The organism is Shewanella sp. MBTL60-007 (assembly GCF_019654915.1).
Taxonomy (GTDB): domain Bacteria; phylum Pseudomonadota; class Gammaproteobacteria; order Enterobacterales; family Shewanellaceae; genus Shewanella.
In genome coordinates, this window is the sequence record NZ_BPET01000010.1 from 37,855 (window position 1) to 55,914 (window position 18,060).

Consider the following 18,060-nt stretch of genomic DNA (forward strand, 5'->3'; position numbering starts at 1 on the left):
GCTAAATCTTTAAAATTCAAAACTTTTCAAATAATTTCAAATCTTGTTAGTGGGTAATTTTAAACGCTTGTGATATCAATAGAACTAACAGATTGTTGGCTTGCTGGTTAGCGATACCGCGAGTGGACAGAGCGCTTGATTAGGAGAGTGCTTAATTGTTACTAATGTTCTTCGATTAGCCACCTACACAGAGGTGGCCTTTTTTTGTCTGTGTTTCGCTGATCATCATCGAGCGGCTAGCAGTGATTAATCGCTAAAGCCATCTTGAATAAATAGATGCTTAGTTTGGTTAAAATTGCTTTCGCTACAGTTTACGAAGTCGATGGCGTACTGGGCGTTATCGAGTCTAAACTTTTCAATTTTTGCAATCTCATATTCATTCATCACGATATTCATCGCTTCTTGAGTCCATTCTGGCTCACCGCTACCGATTTTAACTTCTGGTGGATCGTAATGGGTAATCATCCAGTTTTGCAGTGCTTCGGCATCAATCTCGCCAAGTTTCCAAGAGGTTAGTAGGGCAAGCAGCTGTGCTTTGGTAATTTCTGTTGTTTCCATGATTATCTCAAATAGCTAGAACTTAATGGTGCATAGGGTAGCTTAGATTCTATAAAGCACCTAGTTTTCATGAGTGGCATGATTTGTTGAGGATATTCGACCCCACTAGGGCTGGCATAGGACTCAAACAGCTGAAATTGTAATGGTGCTAGGGTTGCTAGGGTTAAAGCTCAGATTAAATCGCTGATAAAGGCTTAAACCAGATCCCATGAGTGGCATGATTTGCTGAGGATATTCGACCCCACTAGAGCCGGCATAGGACTCAAACAGCTGAAATTGTAATGGTGCTAGGGTTGCTAGGGTTAAAGCTCAGATTAAATCGCTGATAAAGGCTTAAACCAGATCCCATGAATGAAGTGTTGGATATTCGACCCCATCGGCACCGGGATAAGACTCAAATAGGTGCAACTGTTCTGGTTGTAAGCTGATTGGTTGGTATCGGATCCCGTTGACTGGTGATTTTGCCTTGCGTGAAAGGGTGATATGGGGATTGAAGCTGTGTTCACTACAATGTAAACCCAGCTCGGCAGCAAGGCTCTGGGTTTCTTTGGCGAGTTGCAGTAGAGGTTTATCTTCGGCCTCGCCTCTAAGGCAGAGGATTTTTGGCTTTGCCCAATGACTTAAGGTATCTAGGGTGACGCTAAATTTGGGCTTGCTCAGTTGGTTAACGTTATCGATGAGTGCCGTTAATTGCTCAGGTGTTGCTGCCCCTAAGAAAGCCAGCGTCATATGTAGGTTGGCGCTAGGCACTAAGCGAACACTACTGGGGAGCTGAGCTTGAATCGCGGCGATAGTTTGGGTTTGTTTACTATCGAGAGAGAAGCCTAAGAATACACGCTTAATTTGGCTGTTTGTGTTGTTAGGCATTCAAGATTTCCTGAGTATTTAATGCTGTGATAATACTAGCAGTTTAGTCTATAGCCCCTTTTAGAGTACACTAGGCGGCAATGAGAACCTGCTCAATTGTGTTGCTCTTTTTGACTAAAGCATAAGTCGATTAAAACCAACCTTGACTAAAAAGCTGACTATAACCCAGTTTTATTAAATTTATCATCGCACCATGAACTCGAACATAAGGGTAATAGAGCCACTCGTGACATCGCTACCTATACATGCATTGCTACAGCCGCTGCGTGACACTTTTATGTGTTGCCAGCAGGTGATCCTCGAAGCACCAACGGGGGCGGGTAAATCGACCGCCCTACCATTGGATATGCTGAACTGGCCGGAGATCGGCGGTAAAATTTTGATGCTGGAGCCACGTAGAGTTGCGGCTCGTAATGTGGCGCAGTTTATTGCCAAGCAGCGTGGCTGTGAACTGGGAGCTGAGGTGGGTTATCGCGTCAAAGGTGATACGCGGGTGTCGGCTAATACGCGGCTAGAGATTGTCACCGAAGGGGTGTTAACCCGAATGATCCAGCAAGACCCTGAGCTAACAGGGATCGATATGGTGATTTTCGATGAAATTCATGAGCGGCACCTTACCACAGATCTTGGTCTGGCTTTAGCGCTGGAGATCCAAGCGAGCTTTCGTGAGGACTTAAAGATCCTCGCTATGTCCGCCACTTTATCGGGTTTGCCTCTGAGTGAGTTAATGCCAGAAGCTAAGTTGTTACAGAGTGAAGGACGCAGCTTTCCTGTTGAGCACAGTTATAGCGCCGTTCCCAATCAGAGCCACTGGTTAGAACATATGGCTAAGGTGATAGTAGCTAGCCTGAGCGAACATGCTCAAGGATCGCTACTAGCGTTTCTGCCGGGGCAGGGGGAGATCAACAAATTACACGGCATCTTGAGTGCTCGTCTTGAATCAAACAATTATATGATCTGCCCACTCTATGGCAGCTTGAGTGCCAAGGCGCAGGACCTGGCTATTTCCCCGGCGCCAAAGGGCGTGCGTAAGGTGGTGCTCGCAACTAACGTTGCCGAGTCGAGTTTGACCATCGAAGGCATTACTCAAGTTATTGACTCGGGTTATAAACGCCAAGCACGATTCAACCCTAGAACAGGCGTGACCCGTTTGTCGCTCAAGCGAATTAGCCAAGCATCTGCGGCGCAGCGAGCGGGTCGTGCAGGGCGCTTAATGGCAGGGTTCTGCACTCGTCTTTGGAGCAAAGAGGAGCATGGACGTTTGCTCAAAGCCGATGAGCCAGAAATAGTGCACAGCGATCTTTTGTCCATGGTACTAGATGGAGCCTATTGGGGGGTGAAATCCCTCAATGAGTTGCCTATGCTCACTGAGCCTTCAGCAGCTAATGAGGAGGTAAGTTGGCACTTACTTCAGCTTATGGAAATGGTGAATGAGTCCCGCTTAATCACCCCACATGGCCGCGAGGCACACAAGCTAGGTTGTAATCCTAGGCTAGCGCATATGCTGTTGATGGCAAAGAAAAAGGCGATAGAGGATCAAGATGTAAACCTCGCTTTGTTAGCTTGTATATTGGCTGGCACATTAGAAGCCCGCAGCCGCAGTAGACAGGGGGCGGATATCAGCCGCTATCTGAGCGAAGCGCTGCAGGGAGAGTCGCAAAAACAGATCCGTAACTGGGTTAATACACTGGCGCTTTCCTCCCTTGGCAAGCTTGATTTAGCCGAGGTTGCTCGCCATGCGACTAGCCGTGATATCGCTATGTTGCTGGCGTTCGCCTATCCCGACCGCATCGCTAAGGCGCGCGGCGTAACTGGTTACCAGCTGGCAAACGGCAGCGGTGTCGAGCTGCCCAATGATGACCAATTGTCAGGCTCCCCCTGGTTAGTGGTTGCTGACTTTCAAGAAAGCGAGGGCCGCAGTCAGGGGAAGATCTATCTGGCAGCGCAGCTAGACTCAGGGTTATTTGATAGTGAGTTAGCCGAGTTAGTTGTCACTCAAGAATACGCTGGTTGGGATGAAACCAAGGGACGTTTCTTTGCCGAGAAACAGCAAAAAATCGGTGAGATCTTATTGTCTAAAGCACCGATTAATAAAGTGGATAAGCACCTAATCAAGCAGGCTCTCCTTGAGCAAATTAGGTTCAAGGGGCTGGCATTAATGAACTTTAATGATGCCTGTCAGCAGCTACAGCGACGAGTGGCATTAGCTAACCAGTACTGCCCAGAGCATGACTGGCCAAGCCTAGACGATGATAGTTTGTTGAGTGAGCTTGATGATTGGCTCGCACCTTATTTAGATGAGGTGCGTAGTCTCGCACAATTGCAGCAATTAGATTGTTATACTCTGCTGCTTAATTTGTTGCCTTGGGAGTTACAGCAGCAACTAGACGCGCTATTTCCACGAAAGTGGCCAATGGCAACAGGCTCAAGTGTCAAAATCGAGTATGATGCTACGGGGCGAGCACTGTTAAGTGTGAGATTACAGGAAGCGCTGGGTATGCCCCACAGCCCTAAGCTTGCTCAAGGGAAACTCGTGGTCACCATGGAGCTATTGTCTCCCGCCCATAGGCCGCTGGCGTTAACCGCAGATCTTGAGAGTTTTTGGCAAGGTCCCTATGAGCATGTGAAGAAAGAGATGAAGGGAAGGTATCCAAAGCATTTATGGCCAGATGATCCCGCCAATACACAACCGACCAAATTCACTAAAAAGAAGACGCTTAGCTCGCAATAAGCTTGAGCGCGTCTCGGAAGTACAATGACAGATAAAGCGACACCAAAACCTAAAGCGGCTCCTAAGAAAGCGCCAGCTAAGAAACGAACCACAACCAGAAAACCCAGAGCAAAAAAGTCTGCTCCAAAGAAAGCGGGCTCAAGTTGGGGTAAGAAGATCTGGTCTATCAGCTGGAAGCTTGGCCTTATTTTAGCCGTGGCCATTGCCTCTTATGGGATCTATCTGGATCAGATCATCGCTCGTAAGTTTGAAGGGCAAAAATGGCACCTTCCGGCGCAAGTATTCAGTCGCTCTATGGCGCTTTATCCTGGAGCGGCGGTGAGTCACGCTCAATTAATGTCTGAGCTTAAGTTACTTGGTTATCGTAAGGTGGCGAATCCTCGTCAAGTGGGGGAGTTTTCCGCTTCTAAGACCAAGATCGACCTCTGGCGCCGTCCATTCCTCCATCCTCAAGGGGATCAGCTTGAGCAGAGGGTGATGATTACCTTCGACAGCAACGGCGTGGTTTCTGTCGCCCGTAACAGCGATAAGCGACAGTTAGCCGTGTTCCACCTTGAGCCAGTACTGCTAGATAGAATCATCACGGGTGATGGTGAAGATCGACTGTTTGTACCGACAGAGGAGATGCCAAAGTCGATCGTCAATGCGCTGATCTTGGTTGAAGATCGCACCTTCTATGAGCATCACGGGGTTAACCCGTTTGCGATCTTGCGTGCCGCAATGGTCAACATCAGCGCAGGGCGTACGGTGCAAGGGGGTTCAACCTTGACCCAGCAGCTTGCGAAGAACTTCTTCCTCTCCAGTGAACGCTCGATAACCCGTAAGCTGCGTGAAGCCCTGATGGCTATCATTATCGATTTTCGTTACGAGAAAGACGAGATCTTAGAGGCTTACCTCAACGAAGTGTATATGGGACAGGATAAGGCCCGTGGTGTACACGGCATGGGCTTGGCTTCGCAGTTCTATTTTGGCCGACCTATAGCCGAGTTAACCGTGCCGCAGCAGGCATTTTTGGTTGCGGTGATCAAGGGACCGTCATACTACAACCCATGGCGCTATCCTGAGCGTGCTCAAGAGCGACGTGACTTAGTCTTGCGCCTATTGATGGAAGCGGGCGATCTGAATGTGGCGCAGTATCAGGCCGCCGTCGAGTCACCGCTAGGCCTACGTAAAGCTAATAAGTCTGTGCATCAAAAGTTGCCGGCATTCTTCTCCGTGGTAAAACATGAGCTTGCTAGCCGCTATGGTGACGCCTTGTTACAGCAATCAGGAGTGAAGGTCTATACCACGCTAGATCCTATGGCCCAAGAGGCAGCCGAAAAGGCTGTTGAGCAGACCTTAAAGCAGCTAGGTAAAAACGATAAGAGTCTACAGGTAGGCATGGTGCTCACCGATAAATACTCTGCCGGCATTGCCGCTATGGTTGGTGATAAGGTACCAAGCTATCAGGGCTTTAACCGTGCAGTGGAGATCCGCAGACCCATAGGCTCTTTGATTAAGCCGTTTGTATATGCCACTGCGTTGAGCCAAGGTAATACCTACAATTTAGTGTCACCACTAAAAGATGAGCCGATTACCCTTAAGAATGATCAAGGCAAGACCTGGTCGCCACAGAATGTGGACAAGCAGTTCCGTGGCCAGGTGCCGCTATTAACCGCCTTTAAAAAGTCGATGAACGTGCCAACGGTGAATTTAGGTATGGCGATAGGGGTGAGTAGCGTGGCAACCACCTTAGATAAGGCGGGTTGGCGGGAAAAAATCCCAGAGTATCCATCCATGCTGCTCGGTGCAGTAAACGGCTCGCCTTTAATGGTGGCGCAGGTGTTCCAAACTATTGCCGATGATGGTCGCTATCGTCATTTGAACTCGGTGACCACGGTACTGGATGCTAATAATCAGCCGCTTGTTGCATCTCGCCCTCAAGCGAAACAAGCGTTACCTGCGGCCAGTAACTATTTGGTTAAATATGCCATGACTCAGGTGGTGGACTCAGGAACGGCAAAACGCCTAGGCAATGCCTTCCCCTATGTGACACTGGCGGGTAAGACGGGCACAAGTAACGATTCGCGAGACTCATGGTTTGCTGGGTTCGATGAGCGAAACGTGGCTGCTGTCTGGGTTGGTCGAGACGATAATGGTAAGACTGGGCTATATGGCAGTAGCGGGGCGATGGCTGTGTACCAAGCCTTCCTCAACAATCGTGCGCCGTTGAGCCTACGTATGGCGCCTGTCGATGGTGTAGTACAAGGCTATTTTGAGCGAGATACCGGTAAAGCGGAGGAGCCGCAATGTGCCAATGTGGTTAAGGTGCCCGCCTTAGCCGAGAGCTATCAGCCAGTGGAAAATTGCGGCGAGCCGCTGCCTTGGTGGAAAAAGCTGATTGGTGGTTAATTGAAATGCGAGAGCAGATAGTATTTTGTTCTCGCGTTTTTTATGGTGTCGATATCGGCGTGAAGCTGCTGATTGCGAGTCTTTGAGCTAACATAGCTTAATGCACTTTAGCATAGTCAATCGTGGCTCAATGCTATGAGTGAACAGCCAGTGCGGTTCGGCGTGCTTGAAGTAAAAAGAACAAAGGCACTAAAGCGAGCAGTATTAATAGGCTTGCCCAGCTGCCATTTTGTTCAACGCCATATTGCGCTGCAACAACACTCCCAAGCAGCGCACCGCTACCAATTCCCACGTTAAACAAGCCTGAATAGATTGCCATAGCCACGTCAGTTGCTTCTGGTGCCAATTTGAGTGCTTTGGATTGCAAAGACAAACACATCAACATCATACCCGTCCCCCAGAAAATACACAGGGGCAGCAGTAGCCAAATGTGGCTAGCGATAAAAGGCAGTATTGCCATGCAAGTGCCAAGCGTCGCTATTGCTAGCATCAGCAAAGGCTGTGCAAAGCGCGCTTGATAGCGGCTAAATAATGCACTGCCAATTAATCCTGCAGCACCAAAAATCAGTAAGATCATAGTGGTGATATTGGCGGAATAGCCAAAATGCTCCTGCAGTAGTGGCTCAAGATAAGTGTAAACACTGTAATGTGCAGTTACGAGTGTCATTGTCAGTAGATATAGCCAGAGTAGCGCTTTGTTACCTGCAAGTGCAGGTAGGCTTCGCCAGCTACCGCCATGGGTTGCAGGTAAGTTTGGTAAACCGCGCCATAGTAACAACATCATCGCCAATGTGAGTAGGCCTATTAAGGCAAAAATGCTGCGCCAACCGATTAATTGCCCAATAACGCGTCCCAGAGGAATACCTAAGACTAAGGCCAGTACACAGCCCGTGGCGAATATACTCAAAGCTTTTGCGCCTTGACCGTTAGGCGCTAAGCGCACCACTAATGCCGGAGCGATAGCCCAAAACAGCGCGTGAGTTAAAGCGATACCGGTGCGGCCTGCGAGTAAGATCTCATAAGTTGGCGACCAAACGCAGAGCCCGTGGCTGATAATGAAAACAGACATTAATCCAAGTAGCAGCTTTTTGCGTTCAAAACGGGCAAACAGCAGCACAGCTGGCAAAGAAGCAAGTGCGACCACCGCGGCATACACTGTCAGCATGGGGCCGATAGCCACTGCACTCATATCAAAACTTTGGCCAAGGGCCGCTAAGAGCCCTACTGGTACAAACTCAGTAGAGACAAAAACGAAGGCGGTAAGAGCCAGTAGCCACACAGGTGCCCAAGCGACAAGGCGCTGTTTCATCGCGTTTAACATCCAAAATTGAAAGGGCGGCAAGTCTACGCTCAAATCGAATTTTTGGCGAGGGGGGAAGTGATTGCCAGAATGCAAAATGTTTGATTTGTGAGCAGGGCAGTAGTTTTAAAAGAAGGGGCTAGAATCTAGAACCTAGAGTCTAGAGCGCTTCGCTTCGAGGACGGGCTACGCCCTGCTAGGAAAAGCAAAAAGAAAAGCAAAAGAAAAAACAAAAGAAAAAACAAAAGAAAAAACAAAAGAAAAAACAAAAGAAAAAACAAAAGAAAAAACAAAAGAAAAAACAAAAGAAAAAACAAAAAAATCACTACTTTTGCCGCTTTTCCGCTTTCTCTAAGCGCAGCGCTTGGTAAGTGACGCAGTCACGTTCTCTAGGCCGCAGGCCGTTCGGCTCTTACTGTCTCAGCCTGTCTCTGGAACCTAGATTCTAGAACGCTTCGCTGCTAGAGCGGACTACGTCCTGCTATACAGTCAAAGGCGTGTATGGTGTTTCTAATGTAGGTTGGGCTTTCGCCCATCAATGACGACGTCATAAATGCCAGCTTATAAAATCTATGTCTCTTTTCGCTTTTGCCCTTCCGGCTTTATTCGTCTCTGTTTTTACCGTCCTTGCTTGGCCGATCTTTCCCGTCTTTTCCTAAAACCTAGAACCTGCTTTTCCTAGAGCCTTCTTTAAAACCTTCTTTCTTGGTGGCTTGTGTTGCAGCCAAATATAGAAACCGGTAAACGCCATGATAAGCATGCTTAAGGCAACCAAATCCATTATCCAAGGGCCAAGAGTGCCGAAGAAGCGGCCGCTGTGAAGATCAAGTAGTACCCGCTCCCAGCTAAGGTGGCTCGATCTTATTTGCTGAGCAAACTCGACAGTTTCAGGGCTATCAATTGGCTTAACCCAGTCGATAGCGGCGAAGGGCTGAGCCTGTGTCCACTCGATAAGATCGGTATCAGCCATATATAGGCCTGTAGCGGTTTTGAGCCATAGTTCTTCACTTTGGCCGAGTGCCTCAATGTTTTTCGGTAAGCCCGTTGCTAGGCTTTGGGTCTCAAATAGCTCTCCTTGAGGAGAGAGAAGGTAGAGATGACTGCGGTCGATGGCGACGATCATCTCGCCGTGGACAGCAGCGCCTAAGATTTGGCCGCTAGCCTCTAGAATAAGCTTATCCTCTAGCCAAAGCTGAGCCTCGGAGCTGATTAACTGTTGTGGGCTGGCTTGATACAGGACTACATCGGTAGGCGCTTTAATGCCGTAGTAATCCAACAGCCAGCCTTGCTTGACTTGAGCAGTATCGAGAGAGAGGTGGTTGCTATGATTAATTAATATGCCCGTTATGGCGATGAATACCACCAATAGGGTGGAGACAATCCCTATGCGGCGGTGCCAAGGGCGAAGTTGACGCAGCAGTTTAACTTTGAGGCTTGGATGTTTTCGGGTCATTTTTATTGGGCCTATTGACCGATTATTATTGTTTTAACGCCAAATTTAAAATCATCATAGTGGCGCCTCAAATGCGAATACAAGCTATTTACTTTACAACAACAAATGCTACGACAAAACCGTTAAATGGTAATCCTAATGGGCTTGTTTAGTTTTTAGCCTAGGTAGATAGCTACATGGAAAAATGGACTGTCATCATTTAGAACAAGCTCACTGTATTGGTGACCTTGTTGCTGCGCCTCTTCACTATTATTAGTGAAGGGCACGATTGTAAGGCACTGAGTATTGCTTCATACCCAGTGCTAGGCTTGGTAGTTAAAACCAACTTTGTTCAATCGCAGTAGCCAAAGTTGCAGAGTAATTGGCAAAAATAGCGCTATGACCAGCAGTAAACATCGCAAATGATGCATCAGTAGGTTCAGTTAGAACATTGCTGGTAACATTGACAATTAACTCGGGGAATAACATTGTGTTGGCAGCATTAATGGCATCTTGTGCTTCAGTTAATGAGTAGTCACTATTGCTCATGGTTGCACTTGAGACATTGGATAATTTGGAGTCTGACAAGCGAGTAGTGACAGCTACATTGACGAGTTCGGCAATGGTTTCTTGTGTACTTTTAGCAATCTTAGCCGTTTTAAAGTCAGTGGGCTCTTGCCAAGTGTACTGATAGCCGTCGTTAAACTGATAAATTCGGCTGTTTTCAAACGTAATACTTGCTGTCGCACCATCTGCCGGTAACTGAAAAATAACTCGGCTTGCAGCGGTGCTTTTTGCGTAGTTATTTTTGTGGATCACATCATTGAAAGTATATTCAACTCTCACTTCTTGTTGATTTGTTGTATCGTTAAATTTGCTAATGCAGCGTGTACTGATCTCATCTGTTGCCGCACATAAACGGATTATGGTTTCATCTGATAATCCAAGTTGTAGAGCCTGAGTTCTGAAGTTATCGTCAACGATCACTTCATCGTCGTCATCTGGATGTAAAATATTCTCGATATATTCACAGCCACTGAGATTGAGGCATAACAAACCTGCCGCTAGCATTTTTATTTTTGCATTCATTAATCGACTACTCTGATACGGATATAACAAACGGTAACAACAATCTAGCATTATTTTGATTGTGGGGAATAGCGATTTTTCCTCCCTGTAATGACGGTTGTGAAGCTTAAACTTTCACAGAGGTCAGTCCCAAGGAGTTGGGCTCTTCAGTTGGTTATACATGTCGACCAGCAGTCACAAAAGTCACTATACGCAATAAGCCCGCTAAGCCCCTAGGATTGCTTAATTGTTAGCGGTGAGTTGCTCATCTAAATAAAGAGCAATACGCGACAGTTTTGTCAGTGCTCTAACGGACAGAGTTGCCCCTGTAATGCCGTCGATATGAGTATCGAGTTTTAAATCACTAGTTAACTGGGCTGACTTGAACTGATCAGTGAAGAACTCGTGTCTAACCTCATCGCCCCGACTCTCTCTGTAAACCAACACTTTAGTTTGGGAGATTGCATTATCTTTGACGTGAATGCCTACTGTAATTGGGGCCTCTTTACCTATCTCGTCCATGATCCACACGCTTTGATTATCTTGCTGCCAGTAACGTAGACGCATTTTTCTAAAACTGTGGGCGAGGATCGACTCGATAACGGACTTAGTTTCATCATCAATCCAAAGGACTTTGGATTTCGGAGGTGTGCCATTAAAGGCTTGAGAGATAAAATCTTCAGGAGTTTGATAGGTTCCGCGAGCATTCGCCACGCTAGTCAATAGCAACGAAGTAAGGAGAGTCATGATGGTAAAGGATAACTTCATAGCGGTAGCTTCATCGGGGTAATGTTATAAGTAGAGCCTGTTGGCTCGGGAGATAAGTGAGTGCCCAAACTGGGCACTCACTCTACTGCTCAAGTACAGTTGCTTAAGCTTGGTTCAACTTAGAACTGGTAACCAACACCTAAGTTAAAGCCGTCAGCGTCTTTAGCACCACCGACTTTTTCGTAGTCGGCTTTAAAGACCACGTTCTCGTGCAACCAGTAGTTGATACCTACATTGGTTTGCTCAACTTTAGTGTCTTCGCTGTTACCAGCATTGTTGTTGTACTCGTTATAGCGGGCAAATACACCAAAGCTTTCATTGATACGGTAAGATGGTTCGATATACCAACCGTTTTGCTCATCACGACCTAGCGCTTCTGCTTCTTTGCCATCGATATCCCACTGAGCGTATAGCGCCTTAACAGTGAAACCTTTAATCGAATAGATAGCGTGAGCCGTTAGCAAGGTTGCTGAAGCCGTATCAACACCTGCTTTGCTTTGAGTTAGATCTGACTGGTACTGGGCTGTTGCGGCTAGCTCTAGACCTGTTACGCCTGTGTATTTAACACGAGCAGTATAGGCAAGATCTGAGGCATCGGCTTTAGCTACTTTTTGACGACCGCCACGGATGTTATAAGTATCATCAACCTTCAGGCCAGAAGTGATAGCACCGTCGAACGCTAGACCAGGAGCGGCTTTAACATTCAGTGCCGCACCCGCTTCCCACCAAGTTGCTGGCAAGATGTTTTTCTCAACTGGGTTACGCTCAACACCGTAGAAAGTTGGTGGCTCATGAGTTTCGTTAATAATACCAACTGGGACGAGGAATAGACCCGCTTTACCAGTAAACATCTCGTTGAAGTCATGCTCGATATACGCTTGCTCTAGCTCAACTTCGCCTGGCTTATCGTCACCAGAAAGCGCGTGCTCGATTTCCAGCTCTGAGAAGAAACGGGTGTTTTCAGTAAACTCATGACCAAAGAACAGCACAAAGCGGTGGAAGTCGATAGCTTTCTTGTCTTTACCTGACTTGTTATCAGTGATGTTGTTGTAGTGAAGTTCACCATAACCACCGATAGTCGTTGCACTCTTAGACTCGCTTGCAGATGCCTCTACAACATCGGCGGTTTTCTCAACGCGCATCTCAGTTTCATCAAGACGCTTTTCAAGATCTTGAAGTACTTTCTGCTGTTGTTCGATAATTTTACGAAGCTCTGCAGAATCATCAGCCGCGACAGCAGCTTGCGACGCGAACATGCCAACTAGCGCAGTGGCAAGTAAGGTTTTTTTCATCATCATTCTTTCCCTGTTGTTATTTAAGGGTTGCTAAATTTGGCTGAATTCTAACAACTGATTTCGGTAATGCAAATCGTTATCATTACCTTTTTTGACAAAGATCAAGGTTTGTAAATTAAGTGTAAATTTATTTATTGCTCGGTGTTGCCAGTGTTGCTGTTGTTAGGTTTTTGTTTTTAATGGGAAAGATTTTTTTTGACATAAAAAAAGGTGAGCTTAATGCTCACCTTTGTACAAGAAAAAAAATTAATTTAATTTTAAGCTTTGTTTATGGGGAAATACTTGGTTTGCTTAAAATTTATACGAATAGCCTACTGTTACCGTCATAGGTTTGCCGACAAAGTTGGAACCATAGACTCGAGAGGTAACATATTTTTTATCGAATAAGTTCTCTGCGGTGAGGTAAAGCTCTTGGGACTCACTGATGAAATAGCGGCCCGATAGATCGACGATGGTTTTAGCCTTGATTAGATTATCTGCTGCAATTTCACCTTGGCCAGCTTGGGTGCGAATATCATCGGTGTAACGGGCTGCGACAGTCAGTTCCCAGCTATCAGCCTTTACGCCAGCCGATGCGAACAGCATATTTTCAGCAATATAGGGAAGTTTATCTCCCTTAGTAACATCACCCCATGGGTCGAAATCAGACTCGAAGCTGTTAGCAAACTGGGCATCTGTGTAGGTGTAGGCCAGTTTCACTGGGAAGCTGAAATCATTTTCAGTGTTAAAGCTGTAGCCTAGGCTTAATTCAAGTCCCTTAACATCCACTTCGCCACCATTGTACTGATCACCAATATTGTCATCATCGCAGCCTTTTGAAGCGGTACATTCACCGTGCATGTTGCTGTAATCACTGTAGAAGAAGATAGCCTCTGAGCTAAATTCACCACTGTTGTAACGGGCGCCAGCCTCATAGTTCCAGCTCTGCTCCTCTTTTTTATCTGCATTGCCAGGAGAGGCAGGGGCAAAGCCTTTCTGAACCCCGGCGAGTACTAAGAAGTCGCTGTTTACCTGATAGGTTGCCGAGAGTGAAGGTAAAGTTGCCGAGAAACTGTTGTCGATATCTTTACTTGGCTGACCATCACGTCCTGGATTTTCTTTGCCCCAATCGGTGCGGTTTGTCTTCACATCTTCGTAGCGAAGGCCTGCGGTAATGTTGAAGTCGCCTAACTGGATCTTATCTTGAACATAAAGGGCTATGGCCTTGGCACTGTCGATACGGTTAGAGTCGGTGCCTGGAATACCACTTTCACTCAAGGTCATCACCTGATTTGAGTCCAGCGTATAGTGATCGGCCCATTGGAATCGATCCATCTCATCTTCATGGTAGCGAGCGCCGAAAGCGAGATCATGATTATCTAAATACCAGTTAAGCTCAGTTTGAACACCTTGTGAGATATAGCTCCGATTGTTTGCTTTAACTCTTACATCCATAGGCGCCATGGATGGGTCTTTATCAAATGCAGAGGCGGCCTCAACCCCACCTTGGCTGAGTTTAAGGTCATTTACTTTATCGGCTTTATACCAGTTGCGCGCAAAGTCGTTATAGTAGGCGGTTGTGCCTAAGGTAAGGTTATCGCTAAAGTCGATAATATGATTGATTTGCAGCTGTTTATGTTCAGTATTCATCACATCTTTTTGTGAGGCCGAGTAGCGAGCATAGGGTGTCGTTTCATAATCGGCATCGGTTAAGCCCATATAGGTTTCATTTGAGACTTCATCTGAGTATTTCAGCTTAAACTCCACCACCTGCGCATATTTAGCATCTTCAGCAGAGCGAATGCTTACTTTTGCCAGCGCATCATTCTTTTCAAAACCTGTGTTGCCACCCACTCCGTTGATATCTTTAAAGCCATCGGCTTGATAACGATAGAGATCCACTACGGCACCTACTCGTTCTCCCTGTCCACCGGCATAGGCGTGGATTTTACCAAAACCATCTTGACCCGCTGCAACATCGAGTTTACCCGCTAGCTCCTCTTCGGGGATCTGGCGAGATAGCATATTGATCACGCCGCCTGTGGTTCTTGGTCCGTATTTTACGGTTGAGCTTCCTTTTAGGATCTCAACAGACTCCATTCTGCCTGGTGTGGGGAAGTAATAGGCCGCAGGTGATGCGTAGGGAGCTGGCGCTGCAAGAACACCGTCCTCCATGATGGTGATTTTTTCTGAGCGATTTTGTCCGGTGCCTCGCATACCTATGTTTGGTCGTAAACCGTAACCATCTTCCTCTTGAATATAGACCCCAGGAATACTCGCGAGTGTGCGCATGATATCTGTGTATTTGAAGGTATCTAGCTCGGCTTGAGTGATGAGGTGTGCGCTGCCAGGAACGGTATTAAGTGGATTGTGTGTTCCAAAAATACTGATCTGTTCCATGGTCGGCTGGGAGTCAGACTCCTGTGCCATGATTTGAGGTGAGAGGGCAGCGAGTAACGCAGTTGAAATCAAACTTAAAGATCGCGTATTACGGTGTGACATAGGAGCTCCGTATAGGATAGAGATATTAAATCTCTGACTAAATGTTAATGGGATTGATTATCATTTGCGTGGATCCTATGTTGACTTTATTAAAATTAACTTAAAGTTGACACTCTTTACATTTGTTAACATGCTGGACACGATTTATGCGTCGCAAGTCATCGGGTGAGTGAAAACTCAATCATGGTATAAACTGTCGAGTCATTTTTATGGCTAACAAGATGTTCGAGTGAATATGTTTTTAAGTTCTTATTTTAAAAAAGAAAATCAATCTGTATCTATCACTCCTGCTCAGGCGAGTGATTTTGCCAAAGGCGTCGCACAAGACTTCAATCCTATCCATGATGTTGCGGCTAAGCGTTTTTGTGTGCCTGGGGATCTGCTTTTTGCCTTGGTACTCAACGAGTATGGTTTAAGCCAGAAGATGACCTTTAACTTCGCTGGTATGGTCGGCGATGGGGTTAAACTGCAGTTTCCTGACGCGGTAGCAGAAGACTTTGATATTCGAGATGATAAAGATAAGTGCTATCTCGAAGTGCATCGCAGCGGCGATGTGCGTCACTGTGAGACGCAAATTGAGTCGTTTATTCGCAAGTATGTGGCGTTCTCTGGTCTTAACTTCATGCATATATTAGTGCCAATGATGAAGCAGCATCAGATGATGATTAACCCAGCGCGCCCACTTGTGATCTACGAAAGCATGTCGTTTGACTTAACCACCTTAGACTTTACCGAAGTTAGCTTAAAGCTGGTTAAGCAAGACTTACAGATTGAAGGTAAGCGTGGCGATGTGACACTGACCTTTGAGCTACTCAGTGGTGATACTGTGGTGGGTAGCGGCGTAAAAACTTTGGTTATGAGCGGTCTGCGCCCATATGAAGAGGAAGCGGCGCAGCAGATGTGTGACGCATACGAGAGCCGTAGAGTCGCCTTCGGTTAACCGTTTATAAGCCTCAGCTCATCTTAGAACCTATTTAAAGCCACTTAACGCAATTTTGCTTGAGTGGCTTTTTGGTTTTTAGTCTAGGCTTTAGCGCGAAATAACATCGATTCGTATCAAAAACGCGCAAATGAACGATTAAGATTAAAAATGTGACTAAGCTCACTTGCTGCAAATGCGATGAGGGAGCATTCTATCTGTCCCTATCGCTTGCTGGCCCTAATGGTTAGACAAGGATTGGGGATCCGTTCGGATGAAGGTAGCAGGAGAGTGGGGAGTAACCCCACACCGACGAGGCAACTTTGTTAGGCTTTAAGCTAAACAAAGCACTCTTTCAGGTGCCACATTGTGGTGAGGACTGTTACTGGACGAGCCTCTGGAGAGACTGTGAGCAGTTAAGTGTTCGTAAGCTTGATTGTCACACAGCGCCGAAGGCGAAAGTGTTAGCTCAGCTATTAAACCCAGCTATGAGTTAACGCGAAACGCTCAGGCAAAAGGACAGAGGAGAGGATGACTGTGCTAGCTTTAATTAAGTCAATTATTAGCTACAAAAAGTCACTGTCGTTTGTCGCTGCGCCTTTTTCAGCCTAGCTTACACTTAAGTGAAGTTAGGTCGACACTATCGCTGTTGCATCCGTCGGTGATCTGCAACAGCCATTTCTTTTCCTCCTCCGATTATTAATAACTCTTATTTAGAGAGTTTTGCTGTTTAATACTCGAGGAATACCATGAATTTTCACGCGCTTTTAGCCGAAATCAATGCCATTGTCTGGGGACCTATCACCCTGTGCTTATTGGTCGGAACCGGCCTTTATCTAACTGTTAGACTCAAGCTTTTACAAGTCTTTAAATTACCTATGGCCTTAGGTTTACTGTTTAAACCTGCAAACGGTAAGGGCGATCTATCCTCTTTTGCTGCGTTATGTACTGCGCTGTCTGCAACTATCGGTACTGGTAATATTGTCGGTGTGGCAACCGCGATTAAAATCGGTGGTCCCGGCGCCCTGTTTTGGATGTGGCTAGCGGCTTTTTTCGGTATGGCAACAAAATACGCCGAATGTATGCTGGCAGTAAAGTATCGCACCACTGATGCCAAGGGTAATATTGCTGGTGGCCCTATGTACTATATCGAGCGCGGTCTAGGGCTTAAGTGGCTGGCAAAGATCTTTGCCATCTTCGGTGTTGGCGTAGCGTTCTTCGGCATCGGTACCTTTGCTCAGGTTAATGCGATCAGTGATGCCATGACAATTGCCTTTGAGGTGCCTGCTTGGGTGACAGCCGTTATCTTGACCTTAATGGTAGCCGCAGTGACACTGGGCGGCGTGAAGCGCATCGCTAATGTGGCGCAAAAGCTGGTACCAACCATGGCGCTCGGTTATGTGTTGGCTTGTATGTGGGTACTGTTTACCTTTAGCGATCAGATCATTCCTGCCTTTGAGTTAGTACTGCACTCGGCCTTTACCCCTATTTCAGCCGCGGGCGGATTCTTAGGCGCAACGGTTGCTCAGGCGCTGCAGATTGGTATTGCACGCGGGGTATTCTCAAATGAGTCGGGCCTTGGTAGCGCGCCTATTGCTGCGGCGGCAGCTAAAACTAATGAGCCGGTAGAGCAAGGTCTTGTGAGTATGACGGGAACCTTTTTCGATACGATTTTAATCTGTACCATGACAGGCCTAGTATTGATCATTACTGGTGTGTGGAGCGGTGATGCAGCCGGTGCTGCCATGACGAGCGCCGCATTTGCCGCCAGTGGTTCAGAAGTGGTTGGTCAGTATGTGGTTACCATCGCACTGGTGTGTTTTGCCTTTACTACTATTCTCGGTTGGCATTATTACGGCGAGCGTTGCTGGTATTACCTAACGGGCAGCCGCCTTGGTGATAACGGTATTAAGATCTACCAATTTACCTTTTTAGGTTTAATTGCCGGTGGCGCCTTCATTCACTTAGATCTTATCTGGATGCTGGCTGATACCGTAAACGGCTTGATGGCTATACCTAATTTGATTGCACTGATTGGTTTAAGGCATGTGATCTTAAAAGAGACCCGCAAATATTTTGCCAAGCAACAAGCACTAGCGACCCAAAGTTCATTAGCTTAAGGCTCGCGGATCCCCGTGAGCGTCTTGAACGGTTAGGGCTATCTGCTCAAAGGTGGCTAAAAGTCGACAAGTTAAGTTAATGAGTTTATGCCTGAAAGTCAGCCCATCTCATCATAAGTGAGATGGGCTT

General features: G+C 46.7%; 12 protein-coding genes and 1 riboswitch. Of the genes, 4 read left to right on the forward strand and 8 right to left on the reverse strand.

Annotated features, from left to right (window positions below):
* Positions 1-246: 246 nt before the first annotated feature.
* Together K5Q92_RS05130 and thpR are read right to left on the reverse strand one after the other, a co-directional pair.
* Positions 247-558: a hypothetical protein gene (locus K5Q92_RS05130; protein ID WP_220767980.1), complete on the reverse strand. Its 312-nt coding sequence runs from the start codon at positions 556-558 to the stop codon at positions 247-249.
* A 333-nt stretch (positions 559-891) separates the two neighbouring features.
* On the reverse strand, positions 892-1,425 hold the full coding sequence (thpR, locus tag K5Q92_RS05135; protein WP_220767981.1) for an RNA 2',3'-cyclic phosphodiesterase: 534 nt from the start codon (positions 1,423-1,425) through the stop codon (positions 892-894).
* A 193-nt stretch (positions 1,426-1,618) separates the two neighbouring features.
* Between thpR and hrpB the strand changes: the two genes are divergently transcribed.
* Both hrpB and mrcB read left to right on the forward strand, forming a co-directional pair.
* Positions 1,619-4,156: an ATP-dependent helicase HrpB gene (hrpB, locus tag K5Q92_RS05140; RefSeq protein ID WP_220767982.1), complete on the forward strand. Its 2,538-nt coding sequence runs from the start codon at positions 1,619-1,621 to the stop codon at positions 4,154-4,156.
* A gap of 24 nt (positions 4,157-4,180) precedes the next feature.
* Positions 4,181-6,547: a penicillin-binding protein 1B gene (mrcB, locus tag K5Q92_RS05145; protein WP_220767983.1), complete on the forward strand. Its 2,367-nt coding sequence runs from the start codon at positions 4,181-4,183 to the stop codon at positions 6,545-6,547.
* A gap of 133 nt (positions 6,548-6,680) precedes the next feature.
* On the opposite strand, the gene K5Q92_RS05150 is transcribed toward mrcB, so the two are convergent.
* The 6 genes from K5Q92_RS05150 to K5Q92_RS05175 form a co-directional block, all read right to left on the reverse strand.
* The gene (locus K5Q92_RS05150) at positions 6,681-7,856 is read right to left on the reverse strand and encodes a sugar transporter (protein WP_220767984.1); all 1,176 of its coding nucleotides are present in this window, start codon (positions 7,854-7,856) and stop codon (positions 6,681-6,683) included.
* A gap of 646 nt (positions 7,857-8,502) precedes the next feature.
* Positions 8,503-9,300, reverse strand: coding sequence for a PepSY-associated TM helix domain-containing protein (locus K5Q92_RS05155; protein ID WP_220767985.1), 798 nt, complete (start codon positions 9,298-9,300; stop codon positions 8,503-8,505).
* A 315-nt stretch (positions 9,301-9,615) separates the two neighbouring features.
* Complete coding sequence (locus tag K5Q92_RS05160; RefSeq protein WP_220767986.1) at positions 9,616-10,368, reverse strand: hypothetical protein; 753 nt, start codon at positions 10,366-10,368, stop codon at positions 9,616-9,618.
* Positions 10,369-10,590: 222 nt separating this feature from the next.
* Entirely contained in the window at positions 10,591-11,115 is a 525-nt protein-coding gene (locus K5Q92_RS05165; RefSeq protein ID WP_220767987.1) for an FMN-binding protein, read from the reverse strand.
* A 119-nt stretch (positions 11,116-11,234) separates the two neighbouring features.
* Positions 11,235-12,413, reverse strand: coding sequence for a porin (locus tag K5Q92_RS05170; protein WP_220767988.1), 1,179 nt, complete (start codon positions 12,411-12,413; stop codon positions 11,235-11,237).
* A gap of 288 nt (positions 12,414-12,701) precedes the next feature.
* Positions 12,702-14,891 (reverse strand): TonB-dependent receptor domain-containing protein, encoded by a 2,190-nt coding sequence (locus K5Q92_RS05175; protein ID WP_220767989.1) that lies wholly within the window; start codon positions 14,889-14,891, stop codon positions 12,702-12,704.
* A 235-nt stretch (positions 14,892-15,126) separates the two neighbouring features.
* On the opposite strand from K5Q92_RS05175, the gene K5Q92_RS05180 reads away from it, so the two are divergent.
* Positions 15,127-15,831: a DUF3581 domain-containing protein gene (locus K5Q92_RS05180; protein WP_220768035.1), complete on the forward strand. Its 705-nt coding sequence runs from the start codon at positions 15,127-15,129 to the stop codon at positions 15,829-15,831.
* A gap of 366 nt (positions 15,832-16,197) precedes the next feature.
* Positions 16,198-16,343, forward strand: a riboswitch (glycine riboswitch).
* Positions 16,344-16,559: 216 nt separating this feature from the next.
* Complete coding sequence (locus K5Q92_RS05185) at positions 16,560-17,930, forward strand: sodium:alanine symporter family protein (RefSeq protein ID WP_220767990.1); 1,371 nt, start codon at positions 16,560-16,562, stop codon at positions 17,928-17,930.
* The last annotated feature ends 130 nt before the right edge of the window (positions 17,931-18,060 follow it).